6 protein-coding genes are annotated in these 15,116 nt (G+C 71.9%); 4 read left to right on the top strand and 2 right to left on the bottom strand.

The window, feature by feature from the left end:
* Position 1 precedes the first annotated feature (1 nt).
* From E1B00_RS11035 to E1B00_RS11025, 3 genes are read left to right on the top strand one after another with little or no spacing between them, the layout of a single operon-like run.
* Entirely contained in the window at positions 2–1,909 is a 1,908-nt protein-coding gene (locus E1B00_RS11035; RefSeq protein WP_139448682.1) for a CgeB family protein, read from the top strand.
* A gap of 39 nt (positions 1,910–1,948) precedes the next feature.
* Positions 1,949–7,942: a glycosyltransferase gene (locus tag E1B00_RS11030; RefSeq protein ID WP_139448679.1), complete on the top strand. Its 5,994-nt coding sequence runs from the start codon at positions 1,949–1,951 to the stop codon at positions 7,940–7,942.
* On the top strand, positions 7,939–9,588 hold the full coding sequence (locus tag E1B00_RS11025) for a heparinase II/III family protein (RefSeq protein WP_176693210.1): 1,650 nt from the start codon (positions 7,939–7,941) through the stop codon (positions 9,586–9,588). Before E1B00_RS11030 ends, E1B00_RS11025 begins: the two co-directional genes overlap by 4 nt.
* Here E1B00_RS11025 and E1B00_RS11020 read toward each other — a convergent pair.
* On the bottom strand, positions 9,554–10,696 hold the full coding sequence (locus tag E1B00_RS11020) for a hypothetical protein (RefSeq protein WP_139448673.1): 1,143 nt from the start codon (positions 10,694–10,696) through the stop codon (positions 9,554–9,556). The genes E1B00_RS11025 and E1B00_RS11020 overlap by 35 nt on opposite strands.
* A 214-nt stretch (positions 10,697–10,910) precedes the next feature.
* Between E1B00_RS11020 and E1B00_RS11015 the strand changes: the two genes are divergently transcribed.
* A complete protein-coding gene (locus E1B00_RS11015; RefSeq protein WP_176693209.1) occupies positions 10,911–12,986 on the top strand; it encodes an acyltransferase family protein in 2,076 nt (691 codons plus the stop codon).
* Positions 12,987–13,059: 73 nt separating this feature from the next.
* On the opposite strand, the gene E1B00_RS11010 is transcribed toward E1B00_RS11015, so the two are convergent.
* Positions 13,060–15,111: a hypothetical protein gene (locus E1B00_RS11010; protein ID WP_139448668.1), complete on the bottom strand. Its 2,052-nt coding sequence runs from the start codon at positions 15,109–15,111 to the stop codon at positions 13,060–13,062.
* Positions 15,112–15,116: the final 5 nt, after the last annotated feature.

The following is a 15,116-nucleotide window of genomic DNA, read 5'->3' as shown; positions in this document are numbered from 1 at the left end:
GATGAGCAGTCGTCCGCCCGGATCGCCAGCGGACCTGCCGGCGCCGCACGACGCGCAGCTGTCGGCGGCACGCCGGCTCGCGGTCGACACGATCCGGGCCTTCGCGCAGGTGGATGCGGCGCGCCGCACGGCTGAAGCCGAGCTGCAGTGGCGCCATCGCCACGCGACCTGGGCCGCTTACGATCACGCCCTGCTGGCGTGGCGGTTCTCGAAGCTGGAGAACTCGCGGCTCCTGCAGCTTTCGCGGCTGCTGGGAGAGCGCGGTCCGCTGCGGGGAATGCTCGCCTTGCCAGGCGCGCTCTGGCGCCTTCGCCGTCCGATGGCTCCAGTCGACGAGCCGGCGCCGCCGGATTTTCCGCGCCCGGACGCAGCGCCGCCGGGTCCCGATGCCGTCGAGCCCGCCCGGGACGATGTATCGGTCCGGGGCAGCGGCCCCACCGTGCTCGCCATCGTCGACGAGATCAGCGCCGAAGGGCTGGCCACGGTCTGCCGCCTGGTGCAGCCCGGGCCTGGGTCCTGGCGCTCGGCGCTGGAACAGGAGACGCCTTCGCTGCTGCTGGTCGAGTCGGCGTGGTCCGGCAACGACGGGCAGTGGCGCGATCGGCTCCAACCGGATTCTCCGGACCTGATCGCCCTGCTCGATGCCTGCCGGCACCGCGGCATCCCCAGCGTGTTCTGGAACAAGGAAGATCCCAACCACTTCGGTCATTTCCTGCCGCTGGCGACGCATTTCGACCGCGTCCTGACCACGGCCGCGGAATGCGTGGACGACTACCGCGCACGCCTGGGCCACGACCGCGTCGGCGTGCTGGCTTTCGCCTGTGCGCCGGACCGTCACCACCCGTTCGAGCCGTCACCGCGGCTGGACGCGGTCGGCTTCGCCGGCAGCTGGTACGCGCGCTATCCGGAGCGGCAGGCCTGGTTCGACGGGTTCGTCGCGGCGGTGGATCCGCCCTTGCCGGTCCGCATCCACGACCGCACGCTGGGATCGGGAATCGACGAGTTCCGCTACCCGGACCGCCACCTCGCGCGGATCGTCGGCTGCGTCTCGGCCGCGGACATTCCGGATGTCTACCGGGCCACGGTTTTCGGACTCAACCTCAATACCGTCGGCGGATCCCGCACGATGTTCGCGCGCCGCGCCCTGGAGCTGGCGGCCTGCAATACCGTGGTGGTGAGCAACCCCTCTCCGGCGATGTCGGAGGCGCTGGGCGGTGCGGTGCTGGCCGATGCCGACCCCGGCGCGGCGGCCGAACAGGTCCTGGCGATCGCCGGTGACGAATCGGCCCGGCATCGGCTCAGGCTCCGCGCACGGCGTGCGGTGCTGGCGGAACACAGCTGGGACAAACGGTTCGCCGCATTGTTGTCGGCCTGCGCATTGCCCGTGCCGGCGACGGACAGCGGCGTTGACGTCGTGCTGCTGGCCGATGCGGGCACGGCCGCGGGACTCATGGCGCGCGTCGCGGCGCAGTCGCTGGCGCCGGTGCGGATCTGGTGGGCCGGCGAGGGTCCTGCGCCCGAAGGCGCGGCGGGCGCGTGGCCACCGGGCGATCCGGGACTGCTCGCGCCGCGTGTCGCGGTGATGCGGGCGGCCGACCACCACGGCCCGCACTACCTGCGCGACCTCCACGATGCCGCGGTGGGTCCGGGCCGCAGCGGCGTCGGCAAGCTCAGGCGCTGGGCGTGGCGCGGCGCGCCGGTGCTCGAGGGTCATGCGCAAGTTCCGTTCCGCAGCCGCGGCCAGGCGCCGGCCTGGTGCAGCCTGCTGCCGAGCAGCCAGCTGCTGGGCCTGGACGCCATGCAGCTGGCCGGCGTGGCGCGCTTCGAGGTGATCGCCGCAGACGAATTCGGATACTGCGAGGACGGCGGCTACAATTCCGCAGCCTGTGCATCCCAGGTCGACGCCTGACCCGCGGGTCGTGCCCAAGCCCCCCATCAAGGACACGCAATGAAGATCGGCATCGTCTACGGCCACGTGGCCAGCAATCTCGGCGACCTGGCGATCAACGCCGGCATCTGCGGCCTGTTGGCGCGGGTCGTTCCGGATGTCCGGCTCCAGGTCGTGCTGCTGGATCCGAACGACACCTACCTGGACGCGGCCAGGGCCAGTTTCGACGGCCTGGAACACGTGGCGATCACCACGCTCAACAGCCATGGCGGGGCGGCGGGAGAGGGCGAACGCCAGGCGGAACAGATCAGCCGCGCGGTCTCGCACGCGCTGGCGCCGGCGGCGTTCCTCGCCGAGGCCGGGCTCGAGGACTGTTCGGCGATCCTCTACAACTCCGGCGAGCACCTTTTCACCCATCCCTCGCGCGAGAACGGCGTGGACCTGCTCTGGCGGCTGCTGCCGATGGTGGCGGCCGCGCAGCAGGGCCCGAGGTTCATCACGCTGCCGTCCACCTTCGGCCCCTTCGACGACGCCGAAAGCCTGCCCTTGCTGCGTGAGGCGCTGGGCGCGAACCACGCGCTCGCCGCGCGCGAGCCGCGCTCGGCGGCGGTCGCCGCCGCGCTGGGGCTGGAAGCGCCGGTGCTGCTCGACCCGGCCTTCTTCCTGCCGCTGCCCGAGGCCGATGCGGTCGAGGACAGCCTGGGCATCGTCATGCGGCTGGAAGAATTCGGACTGCGGGTCGGAAAGCGGCGCAGCGCGCACGTCAGCGCCAGCCTGCGCAAGGACGGCTTCCGTTCCAGCCGCGCCTACCAGTTCAGCGCCGCGACCGCGCGCGCCTACCTTGCCCAGGGTTCGGGCCGCGTCGACCTTTTTGTGCAGACGCTGGCCGACCGCGACATGGCGCTGGCGCTGGCGGAGGCGCTGCAGGCGGAATTCGGCGAGGCGCGGGTGAGGGTTCTGCAACCGGCTTCGATCGCCGAATACCAGAGGGCCCTTGCGCGGACAGGTTTCCTGGTCAGTTCCCGCTTCCACGCCTGCATCCTGGCCGCTTCCCTGGGCCGGCCGGTGTTCGGCGTGCACTTCGAGAAGCACGGCCACAAGCTGCTCGGCCTGTTCGAGCTGCTGGGCGTTCCCGGCGCCTGCGTCTCGCTTTCGCGGCTTTCGGTGGAAGAGGGTGCTCGCGAGGCGATGGCCTGGCACGCCAAGCGCGATCACGCCTACGAGAAGGTGCCGGCACGGCTGGAAAAAGAGCGCACGCGCACGGTTGCGTGGCTCACCGCGGCGCTGGCGGGGCGCCGCGCGCGCACCGACGGACCGGCCGTGCTGCGTGCGTTCGTCGCCGCAGCCGAGCCGCTGCGCCTGGAGGCGCTGCGCGCGGCGTTGGGCGAAAGTCAGGCGCAGCAGGCCAAGATCCACGATCGCCTGGAGAACGAGGCAGGAGAGCTTCGCGCCGCAGTCAAGTCGCTCGCCGCCGGCATGCAGACCAAGGACGGCGAACGCGCGCGCGAGCTGACGGCGCTGGTCGAAGATGCGGCCAAGCTGCGCGGCGAGATGGCCGGCGTGCTGCAGCAGCGCCAGGACGCGGCGGTCGCGCTCGCGGCGTCGTCGGCCCTGGTCCAGTCCCTGCGCGAGCAGGTCGAGAGGGAACTTTCTGCGCTGGCCGCCGAGCGCGAACGCGCGGAGCAGCTGCGCGCGAACCACGATGCGCTGCGGGACCAGTCGGCGCGCGCGCAGGCCGCCCTGGACCTGTTGCGCGACCATCTGGGCGGCGAACAGGCCGCGGGCGCCGATCTGCGCAGGCAGCTGGATGAGCAACAGGCCGCCGGCGCGGACCTGCGCGAGCAGTTGGCCGGTGAACGTGCGGCGGTGACCGCCGCACGTGAGCTGGCGGAGCGGCGCCAGGCGGAAGTCGATCGCCTGCTGGGCCAGCTGGGGCAGGAGCAGGCGGCGCTGGCCGCCACGCGTGAGCTGGCGGAGCGGCGCCAGGCGGAAGTCGGCCGTCTGCAGGGCCAGCTCGACCAAGCCGCGGCGCAATCGGTGGCCGCACGCGAGCATGTCCAAGGCCTCGAAGCCGAACTCGCTGCCTTGCGGGCCAGGCTGGACGCGGCGGCGCAGGCTCTGGGTTCCGAACGGCTGCAAGGCGAACGCCTGCGCGTCGAACGCGATGCCATCGAAGCAGCGCGGCTGAAGCTGGAAAGCGAGCTGCAGGCCTTGCATTCCCGCAGCGCCGAAATCGAAACCCATGCACGACGCGAGATCGCCAGGCTGCAGGACGGTCTGGCGCAGGGCACCGCGGCACTGCAGCAGCAGCACGAGGCCAGCGAACGCCGGCTGGGCGAGCTGCGCGCCGAACTCGAGGCGTCCTCGCGTCGGCAGCTCGAGCAGGCGCGCGACGATGCCGCGCGGGCGCTGCAGAGTGCGCAGGCCGCCGCCGAGGCCGCATCGGCCAGCCATCTCGCCGAGGCCGAGGACTGGCGGCAGCAGTTGCTGGAGCGCGAAGATCGGCTCGCCAGCTTCGAACAGAGCATTAGTTTCCGGCTCGGCAGCGCCCTGGTCGCCGCGGGCAGCAGCGGGCGCGGTGCCCTTGCTTTGCCACGTCGCCTCGCCGGCATCGTGCGCACCCTGTGGCGGCGCCCCCGAATCGCCGCCGAGCCGGCGCCGGTCGTTGAGACCGGCGCGCCGATCGACCGCGAAGCGCTCGAGGCCCAGATCGCCGGACTGCTCGCCGAGGCCGGAGCTGACGCGGCGGCGGCCCGGATTGAAGCGCTGGCCCTGCCGGGCTGGATGGCCGCGCACCTGATGTCGAATCTGTCCAAGGCGTTGATCGCGTCCGACCCGGGCCGCGCACTCGCGTTGGCGGCACGGGCGCACGAACTCGAGCCCGAGCCGTTCCGCGCCAAGTGGCTGGCGTTCCGCCGCTTCGACGCTGGCGACGTGACGGGCAGCGCCGCGCTGCTCGACCGGATCGGGGCGACGGCTGAATTCACCGCGTCGGAGCAGGCGCGCGTGCGACAGATCCGCGGCGCGGCCGCGCTGCTGACGGAACTGCCGGAGGTCCCGGCCCTGGCGGCCCGCCATGCCGCGGCGGTGCCCGGCCGCGTGCTCTACGTCGCGGCGAGCACGCTTCCGCACGTTGTCAGCGGCTATACGGTGCGCACCCATGCGATGCTGCGTTCGCTAGCGGCTGTGGGCGTCGACGTGCACTGCCTGATGAGGCCGGGTTTCCCCGAAGACCGGGGCGAACCCGCCAGCGCACCGATCGGTGACATCGAGCTCGAGGGCGTGCGCTACCTGCACGCCGGCGGGCCGGGCCGCAGCGGCCTGTCGCCGCAGGTCTGGACCGAACAGGCGGCCCGGGCCATCGAGGCCGTGGCCCGCCGGATCAGCGCCGCCATCATCCACGCCGCCTCCAACCACGAGAACGCGCTGCCCGCGCTGATCGCCGCCCGCCGCCTCGGAATTCCCTTCGTCTACGAGGTGCGCGGATTCTGGGAATACACCGCCGCGTCGGCCATGACCGGCTGGAACGAAAGCGAGCGGTTCCATCTGCACGCGCGCCTCGAGCGCCTGGTGGCCGCGTCGGCCGATCGCGTCCTGGCGATCAACCGCACCGTGGCCGAACGGCTGCGGGCCCAGGGCGTCGCGGCGGCCCGCATCGCGGTCGCCCCCAATGCCGTCGATCCCGCGCGGTTCGCCCCGATCGCCCTGGAGGCGGCGCGACGGAGCGAGCTCGGGCTGGCGGTCGATGCGCCGACCCTGGCCTACATCGGCTCGCTGGTGTCCTACGAAGGATTGGACGACCTGCTGTCGGCCCTTGCCGACCCGGGCCTCGCCGCACTCGGCGTGCAGCTGATGGTGGTCGGCATCGGGCCGGAACTGGAGCCGCTGCAAGCCCAGGCCGAACGGCTGGGGCTGGGGCCGCGCGTCCGCTTCGTCGGCCGCGTCCGCCCCGACCGCGTGCCGGAACTGCTGGCGCTGGCGGACGCGGTCGTGCTTCCGCGCAAACCGCTCGACGTGTGCCGCCTGGTGCCGCCGATCAAGCCGCTGGAGGCGATGGCGATGGCGCGCCCGGTGCTGGCGTCGGACCTGCCGCCGTTGGCCGAAATGATCCGCGACGGCCATACCGGGCTGCTGTTCCCCGCCGGAGATCCCGCGGCGCTGGCCGCCGCGATCCAGCGCTTTTGCCGCGATCGTCCGCTGGCCGCGACGATGGGCCTGCAGGCCCGCGAATGGGTGCTCGCCGAACGCACCTGGACCCACGTGGCCGGCACGGTGGCGCAGACGTACCGTCAGCTCGGGCCGAGCGTGGCCGATGCGTCGCTGCCGCCGGCGGCGCCGCCGGCGCTGCGCGAACCCGAGGTCGTCGCACCGGGGCGCGGCTCCTTCACCGCCGAACAGAAGACCCGTTTCCAGTCCCTGCTCGAACAGGCATATGCCGAGCGCGGGACGGCCGGCGTGCGCGAGCTGGCCCTGGCCCAGGGCACGAGCCCGCGGCAGGCCGGCCTGGTCTCGTTCTGCCTCGCCCGCGCCGCGACCCTGTGCCGCGGCCACGGCGAGCTCGACGCCGCCTGCGAGCTGGCCGAAGAGGCGGTGCGCGTCCAGGAGTCGCGCGCATCGCTGCGGGCGCTGGCGCGCGAATCGCTGAACCATTGCCGCTTCGGCCGCGCGCTCGAGGTGCTCGAGCGGATCCAGAAGATCGAGCCGCCGCTGACCGACGGCGAGGAGCAGATCCGGCGCGAGGCGGCGACTTTCCACGGCCTGCTTTCCGAACTCGAGCGATTGCAGGCCGGCGTCGACGAGCGCGAACCCGCGTTCGACCCGGTGCCCGGCAAGAGCGTCTACTTCCTGCACAGCAGCCTGCCGCACCTGTCCGGCGGTTACGCCACGCGCGCGCACGGCCTGATCTCGGGCGTGCGCCGGGCCGGCTTCGACATCCGGCCGTACACGCGTCCGGGCTTCCCGCTCGACTCACGGCCCGAGCTGGCCGGCACCGAGGTTCCGGACCGCGAGACCATCGACGGCGTGGAATACCGCCGCATCCTCGATGGCGCAGCGCGCCGCGAGGGTGAATACGCCTACATGGCGGGCTGCGTGGATGCCTTCGAGGACGTGCTGAGGCGCGAGCGGCCGGCGATCGTGCACGGGCGCTCGACCTACCTGATCGCGCTGCCCGCCCTGATCGCGGCGCGGCGGGTCGGCATCCCCTTCGTCTACGAAGTGTCGGGCCTGTGGGAGGTCGTGCACGAATCGCGCGAGAACGCCGTCGCCCAGAAGGCGCGCACCGAACGCATGCGCCTGCTCGAGGGCGTGACGGTGCGGGCGGCCGACCGCGTGGTCACCCTCACCGAGGCGATGCGCGAGGAGCTGCTGGAGCGCGGCGTCGCGCCCGAGGTGCTGAGCCTGGTGCCGAACTGCGTGGATCCGGATCGTTTCGTGCCACTTCCTCGCGATGCCGCCGCCGCACGGCGCCTGGGCATTCCCGATGGGGTGCCGGTGATCGGCTACGTGGGCTCGTTCATGGACTACGAGGGTCTGGACGACCTGGTCCAGGCCTGCGACCTGCTCGCCGCCGAGGGCCGGGATTTCCGCCTGCTCCTGGTCGGCGACGGCGCGGCCATGCCGCTGGTGCAGGCCGCGGTGCAGGCCAGCACGGTGCCCGAGCGCATCATCCTCACCGGCCGGGTACCGCACGACGAGGTCGGCGCGCTCTATTCGCTGCTGGACGTGTGTCCTTTCCCGCGCAAGCCCTGGGAGGTCTGTGAAATGGTGTCACCCATGAAGCCGTTCGAGCCGCTGGCGATGGGCAAGACCGTCGTCGTTTCCAGTGTGCGCGCGCTGTGCGACATCATCGAGGACGGCTTCAACGGGCGCGTCTTCCGCAAGGGCGACACCGCCGACCTGGCGCGCGTGCTCGGCGAGCTGATCGACGACCCGTCGGCCGGCGCGGCGCTCGGGGCCCGGGGCAAGGCCTGGGTGCACGAACACCGCAGCTGGCGTCGCGCCGGCGAGCTGATGGTCGCCCAGTACCAGGCCGCCGCCGGAGTTGCCGCGTGAGCGCATCGAAGCCCAAGACCAAGCGCCCGGGGCGCTACCGTTTCCAGCACACGGTGCTCCAGCGCAACGACTTCCAGGTCGTCAGCGCCGAGCGTGGCCAACCGCTGGAGGCCGGATTCCAGCCCCGTGCCGATCTGCCGCCCTATCCCCTGGCCTATCCGCTGGACTGGACCATCGACCCGCACGGCGACCGCAACTGGCGCTTCCAGCTGCATGCCTGGCGCATGCTCAACCCGGTGTGGCGGCGCTTCCTGGACGTCGCTCCCGACCCGGCGCTGTTCGACAACGTGCTCGAGGTGCTCCGCGACTGGCACCGGGCGCACATGGTGGAAGGGATCGGTTCCGAATACGCCTGGAACGACATGGCGACCGGACTGCGCGCCCAGCACCTGGCCCTGGTGAAGACGGTCGTGGACGAAGGCCTGGCGCGGATCCCCGATGCGGACCAGGCCATGTTCGACGCGCTCGCGCGCGAACACGTGCGCCGGCTGCGCGACCCCGAGTTCCTGTCGAAGATGAACCACGCGATCTTCCAGCTGCATGGCCTGCGGCTGCTGTGCGCGGCGCATCCGGGCGCCGCCGACGACCCGGGCGAAGAGACCGAGACCTCCCTGCGCATGCGCGACCTGGTGCATTCGCAGTTCGGCGCCGACGCGGTGCATACCGAGGATTCGCCGTTCTACCACCATTTCGCCGTGCTGCGCTTCCGCAAGATCCGTCCGGGGCTCTACCCCTTGGTCGCCGACGACATCACGGCGCTGTTGGCCGAGGCCGCCGCGGTGACGCCCTGGCTGACGCTGCCCGACGGCCGTTTCGCCGCGATCGGCGACAGCGAAGGCGAGGGCCTGGCCTTTCCCGAAGGCGCCGCGCCGCCGGTGCGGGGGCACACGCCGGACGGGGTCCCCGTGATCGCGCGCGACCTGTGCGCCGGGGGTTACGCGATCGTACGCAGCCATCCGGAGACGCCGCCGGAACGCGCCTTCATGCTGATCGTCAGCGGCAGCAGCTGGCGCGGCATCGGCCATGACCACGTGGACGAGCTGGGCTTCGAGCTGTTCGACCGCGGCCGGCCGCTGCTGGTGGATTCGGGGAAATATGCCTACGAAGCCGACGAGTGGCGGACCTATTTCGTCGGCGATCGCAGCCACAACGTTGCCGGCCTTGCCGAGACGGTCTTCCGGCCCGCGGACACTTCGCCACGCGGCTCGGCGCTGACCGGCATGTCGCAGGTCGGCGGAGCCTGGGTGGTGTCGGGTGCGGTCGAGCGTGGCGGCGTGTTCCGGCACAGCCGTCATTTCATGTATGCGCCGGGCGAGCAGCTGTTGCTGCTCGACCAGGTGGAAAGTGGCTCCGGCGAGGCAGTGGAGCTCCGCTTCCATTTCCATGAGGACGTCGCCGTCGAGCTGGACGGGAACCGCGCGATCGCCCGCCGCGAGGGTGCGGTGGTCGCGACCCTGGCGGTGGATCACGCCGATGCGGCGCTGAGCCTGCACCGCGGCGAAAGCGAGCCGGTGGTGCTTGGCTGGCGCAGCCCGTCCTATCGCGAACGCGTGCCCTGCACCTGCCTGCGGGTCCGGCTGCCGGCCGCGCCGGTGCGGGTCGCCACCCGGATCACTCTGGGCGGCGAGCCGGCTCCGATGCCGTGACCGACAGCGTCGCGGCGAGGCGGCCGGCCAGCCAGGTCGAATAGACAAAGGCGCCACGCTGGCTGAGGTGGCCCTTGTCGGCCCACATCGCGGCCGCGTCCAGCCGCTGCAGGAGGCGTGGGTCGGCGTAGTGCACGCAGACGCTGCCGGCATGCTTGCGGCAGAAGGCGCGGGCGTAGGTCGCGTAGTCGGGGTAGGTGGTCGGCACGGCGTAGAAGGACGTCTGGTCGATCAGGTCGCCGAACAGCGCCTGCAGCCGCGGCACCCGGATCGAATCGACCCAGGCCATCATGCCGGGCTCGCGATCCTGCTCCAGCCGGTCGCGCACGTCCTGGAGCCCGGGAAAGGCGAAGTCTTGCCGCCCCGCGCGGAGGGGCAGGTAGCCCGGCATGTCGCGCGGCAGGTCCTCGACGCGCTGCCGGCGGCCGACCGCATCGAGCAGGAAGCCGTTGACCAGCGCATGCGCGATCAGGTCGCGCGTTCGCGGTCCCGCGTTGGCGCGCGCGCGCGCGGCGCCGACCTGCGAGAGGCTGCGCATCGCCGCCCAGGCGTTGCCCGGCCCCAGGTAGGCGTAGGCGCGGTCCGAATACGCCATCTTCTGGAACTGCGCCATCGGGCTGGCGTCGTAACCGCGCTGGACCTCCAGCAGCAGGTGCAGGTCTTTCTGGCGCAGCTGCTGTCGCTCCCCTGCGTCGAGTTCGGCCAGCAGGCGCCGGAATGCGTCGTAGCGCTCGAAGTGGTTGGCGCTGCCCTGGCTCATCTGCACGATGCCCACCCGCCGCCCCAGCCGTTGCGAGAGCACGGCGCCGAAGCGCTCGCCGTTCAGTCCCCGGGTCGGATAGCTGCCGCCGTCGACGATCAGCAGGGTGCGCAGCGACGGATCGGCCAGATGCGCGCGGAGCACGGCGAGGTTGTGTTTGATCAGGCGGCTGGTCGGCGTGTCCGCCACCCGGCGGCGCTGGTCCGCGGCCAACGCCACCAGTACGGCGCACAACAGCGCGATCGCGACCACGGCGGGCAGGGCGCGGCCGCCGCGGCGGCGGGCGCGCCGGTGCACGGCCAGGGCGGTGGCCAGGGCGGTGAGGATCAGGCTGGTTTCGAGCAGCATCGGTAGGTTCGGGCCGGGCGGCGCCGCTGCGGGAGGGGCGCAGGGCTTCTTGCCGAGGAGTGTCGCACAGCCTCCCGCCGCCCCGGCCGCGCAGGCCCCCGGAGGGCTGGGTACAATTGCCGGCCCGGTGTCCGGGCGGTTGCCCCGGATGCCGCCGCCGGGCTGGCTGGATCGCGCCAGTGGGCACCGCCGACCCGACCTATGGAGTGTGTTGATGACTGCTGGTACGCATGTTTCCGGCTTCCGGCCGGATATCCAGGGACTTCGCGCCATTGCGGTGGGCGTCGTGCTGGTGTTCCACATCTGGCCGCAGTGGCTGCCCGGCGGTTACGTCGGCGTCGACGCCTTCTTCGTCATCTCCGGCTACCTCATCACCAGTCTGCTGGCCCGCGAGCTCGAGGCGCGCAACGACATTTCGATGCGCGGCTTCTACGGCCGGCGCGTGCGCCGCCTGCTGCCGGCTGCGTCCCTGGTGCTGGTGTTCACGGCGGTGGCCACGCTGCTGGTCGCGCCCCGCTTCAAGTGGATGGAAGTGGCGCAGGACATCGTCGCCAGTGCGCTGTATGCGCAGAACTGGCGGCTGATGGCCAACTCGGTCGACTACCTGGCGGCGGAAGAAGCGGTCGGTCCGCTCCAGCACTTCTGGTCGCTGGCGATCGAGGAGCAGTTCTACATCGTCTGGCCGGCCTTGATCCTGCTGGTCGCCCGCTCGGCGTCCCGCAATCCCCAGCTGCGCCGGATGCTGCTGACCGCGACGGTGGCGCTGGTGAGCCTGGCGTCGCTGGCGGCGTCGGTGTACTTGACGTCGGCCGATCCGGCGATCGCCTATTTCGCCAGCCACACGCGCGTCTGGGAGCTGGGCGTAGGCTGCGTGCTCGCCCTGATGCCCTGGCGCGGCGGCGCGCCCGCGCTGCGCGCCCTGGCCGGCTGGCTCGGCCTGGCCATGGTCCTGGCCAGCGCGGTCTTCTTCACCAAGCAGACGCCTTTCCCCGGCTACGCCGCGCTGCTGCCGACCCTGGGTACGGCGCTCGCGATCTGGTCCGGCAGCGGCGGCCACGTCGCCGCGCCGCAACGCCTGCTCGCGGTGCCGCCGATGCAGTTCCTGGGTGACATCTCCTATTCCCTCTATCTCTGGCATTGGCCGCTGATCGTGTTTGCCGGCTACGCCTTCGGCGGTGCGCCGGGCATCGGCCTGGGCCTGGCGCTGCTGGCCGCCTCGCTGTTGTTCGCCTGGCTGTCCAAGCGTTATGTCGAAGACGCGTTCCGCACCACCCATTCTCCGGTGCCGCTGCCCTCCGGTCCGACCGGCGGCGAGCCGGCTTCGGCTCCCGCGCCGCGCCTGCGAGACGGCGCCCTTGCCCTGGGCGTGGGCTGCACCGCCGTGGCCCTGGTGTCGGCCCTGGCGATCGGCCTGCTGGTGAAGAGCCGCAGCGAATCGTGGGAGAACTACGCCGCCAACGCCGACTACCCGGGGGCGCTGGTGCTGACGGCGGGCGCCACCGCGCCGGCCGGCAAGGACTTCATCCCGTCGCTGGAATCGGCGCGCTCGGACCTGGCCGACGCCTATGGCAACGGCTGCCATGCGCGGCCGCAGGACGATGTGGCCAAGGGCTGTTCGATAGGCGCCGAGACCGGCGAGCGGACGGCGGTCCTGATCGGCGACTCGCACGCCGCCAACTGGATCCCCGCGTTCGAGGAGTTGGGCAAGGCCACCGGCTGGCGCGTCATCAGCTACACCAAGTCGGCCTGCCCGCTGACCCTGCTCGACCATTCGATCCGCGGCAAGCCCTATACGGAGTGCACGACCTGGTCGCGCGACGTGATCGAGCAGCTCCGCAAGTCGCCGCCGGACATGATCGTGCTGGGACGCTCGCGCAACTCGCGCATCTTCGGCAGCAAGGGCAAGGCGGACAGCGACCAGCGCAGCACCCGGATGCTCGAGGAGCTGGTTACGGAGCTGCGCGGCATCAGCCCGCGCGTCGTGCTGCTCCAGGACACGCCGCGCATGCCGTTCGACCCGCCGCAGTGCCTGGCCGGGGACCAGCCCTGCAGCGTGCCCCGCGCCGAGGCCGTGGCCGGATTCGATCCGCTGGTGGCCGCGGCGGCCGCCAATCCGAAGGCCGAGTTGATCGACATGACCGACGCGATCTGTTCGCCCGAACGTTGCGATTCGGTGGTGGGCAATGTGCTGGTCTGGCGCGACCCGCACCACCTGACCGCGGTGTACTCGCGCACCCTGGCGCCGGTGCTGGCCCAGCGCCTGGGGCTGGAGCCGGCCGCCGCGCAGTAGCGGCAACACGGCCGCCCCGCGGGGCGGCCGGTGCCGACGCGCCGGCCGCCTGGCTCGGATAGCGCGACCAGCCTCAGCGCCGGCGGTCGTCCATCGTCACTTCAAGCCGGGGGAAGAACACCACGGCCCGCGCCGCCGGCTCGCGGCTGCGCGACTCCAGCCTCAGCTCCAGTACGCCGCAGCTTCCCTGTTGCCCCAGGTCCGGGACGCGCAGGTCCAGCGCCTTGCCCTGCGCGTCGGCGAGCTCGAAGCGTCGTGCATTGGTGTCGCCGAAGCGCACCAGCAGGGCATCGCCCGGATGCAGGGCTTCGGCGCGCACGAAAAGCGCCAGATCGTCCGGCCCCCCGGCGGGCAGGCACAGCGCCTGGCGTACGCCCGGATCGCGCGGCAGCAGGGCGACCGCCAGTTCGCCGGGTTCGGTCACATGCACATACGGGTCGGGGTCGGCCGCGACGAGCAGGGCCCCTGCGGGCGCGCCGGTCGACACGCGCGTCCATTGCCCCAGGATGCGGCCGTCCTCGGGTCCGTACAGGGCGCGCACAGGTACCAGTAGCAAGCCCAGCAGTCCGATCCAGCCCAGCCCCGCGGCCACGGACACCAGCGCGCCGGTGCGCAGCGAGGCCGGCTGCGGCTGCGGCCGGCGGCCGAACGTTTCGGCCAGGAACAGCAGGCCGGTGAACCACAGCAGCATCAGGTAGCGCGGCTGGTTCTCCGAGAACGAACACAGTGCCAGCGCGACCACCGAGGTCAGCACCAGCCCCGCCAGCGTCGGCACCGAGGGCAGGGCGCCCAGCAGCAGCCGGACCAGCCCCAGGCCCAGCGCCAGCGTGAAGCCCAGCGACACGAACAGCGAATACAGCCGCAGCCAGCCCAGCGGCTTCTCCAGTGCCGGATCCACCTCGGTGAAATACCAGAAGTTGGAGTTGTCCAGCACGAACAGCCCGGCCAGCCGGTCGGCGACGTTGTCCAGGCGCTTGAGGGGCTGTTCGGCCCAGTCCGAGAGCACCAGAGACTGCGACAGCTGCTCCAGCCGCTTCGGGTCGTCGGTACGCAGCGGCTCGGTGAACTGCTGTCGGAAGCCGTCCATCCAGCCCCAGGTGCCGTTGCCCAGTGAGGTGCCGTTGGAGGCGTAGTACGCCGCCATGTGGACGCGATGCCCGGGTTCGTCCGCCGCACGCAGGTCCATTTTTCCGAGCAGCGTGCCCAGGGGCCACTGGGCCGCCAGCACGGCGGCGCAGACCAGCAGCAGGGTGGGCAGCGGGCGGTTGTCGGCCGGCGTGTCGCCACGTCTGGCCAGCCAGCCCATCAGTGCGGCCAGCAGCATCGCCGCCGCCAGCAGCAGGCCGATGCCGCGCTGGATTTCCATCATCAGGCAGACCAGGGCCAGGGCGCCGGCCACGCCCACCGCCACCAGCGTTCCGCGGCGCCCGCGATGGCCCAGCACCACCGCGCACAGCCAGAGGGCCGCGGCGCAGTAACCCATCGCCCACAGGTCATGGCTGGGGATGGTGAGGGCGAACAGCGGAATCGGCGCCGCGATGAAGGCGACGCTGAATGCCTGCGCGGCCTGGTGCGAATGCATCCGCCGCAGCAGGTCGTAACCGGCGAGCTGCATCATCGTCAGCATGGCGATGTTGGCCAGGACCACGTAACCCTGGTCGGGCCCGAACAGCAGGATCAGGGGGACCAGGATCGGCAGCGTGCGTTCGTTGTAGAGGCTGGTGACGGCGTAGTTGCCCGAGGCCACCTGCTGCCTGGCGGTGTCCCAGTACAGCAGGAAGTCGTTGGTCCAGACGGTCTCGACGGCGCCGGTGTAGGCCAGGCGCAGGCCCAGCGCGATGGCCGTGGTGGCGAGCACGAAGGGCCAGGGTGGCAGCGGTTCGCGCCGACGTGCCAGCCAGACACTGAGCGCCAGCACGGCGATGGCCGCCAGCGCGGTTGTCAGTCGCGCGTCGGACAGCGGGAAGTAGCGCAGGTTGCCCCACTGCGCCGGCAGGCTGCCGAGCAGGCCCAGGGCCAGCACCGGCACGAGGATGCAGGCGGCGAGCCACAGCGCCAGCCACGGGCCGCTGCGCGACAGCGGCAGTGCATCGGCAAGGCGGGTACGAAGCGGCGGGAGGGCCAAGGCGT

Origin of the sequence: Arenimonas terrae (assembly GCF_006265115.1) — a bacterium.
Classification (GTDB): domain Bacteria; phylum Pseudomonadota; class Gammaproteobacteria; order Xanthomonadales; family Xanthomonadaceae; genus Arenimonas; species Arenimonas terrae.
The sequence above is the reverse complement of the archived record's forward strand: the minus strand, read 5'-3'. Positions and strand labels throughout refer to the sequence as shown.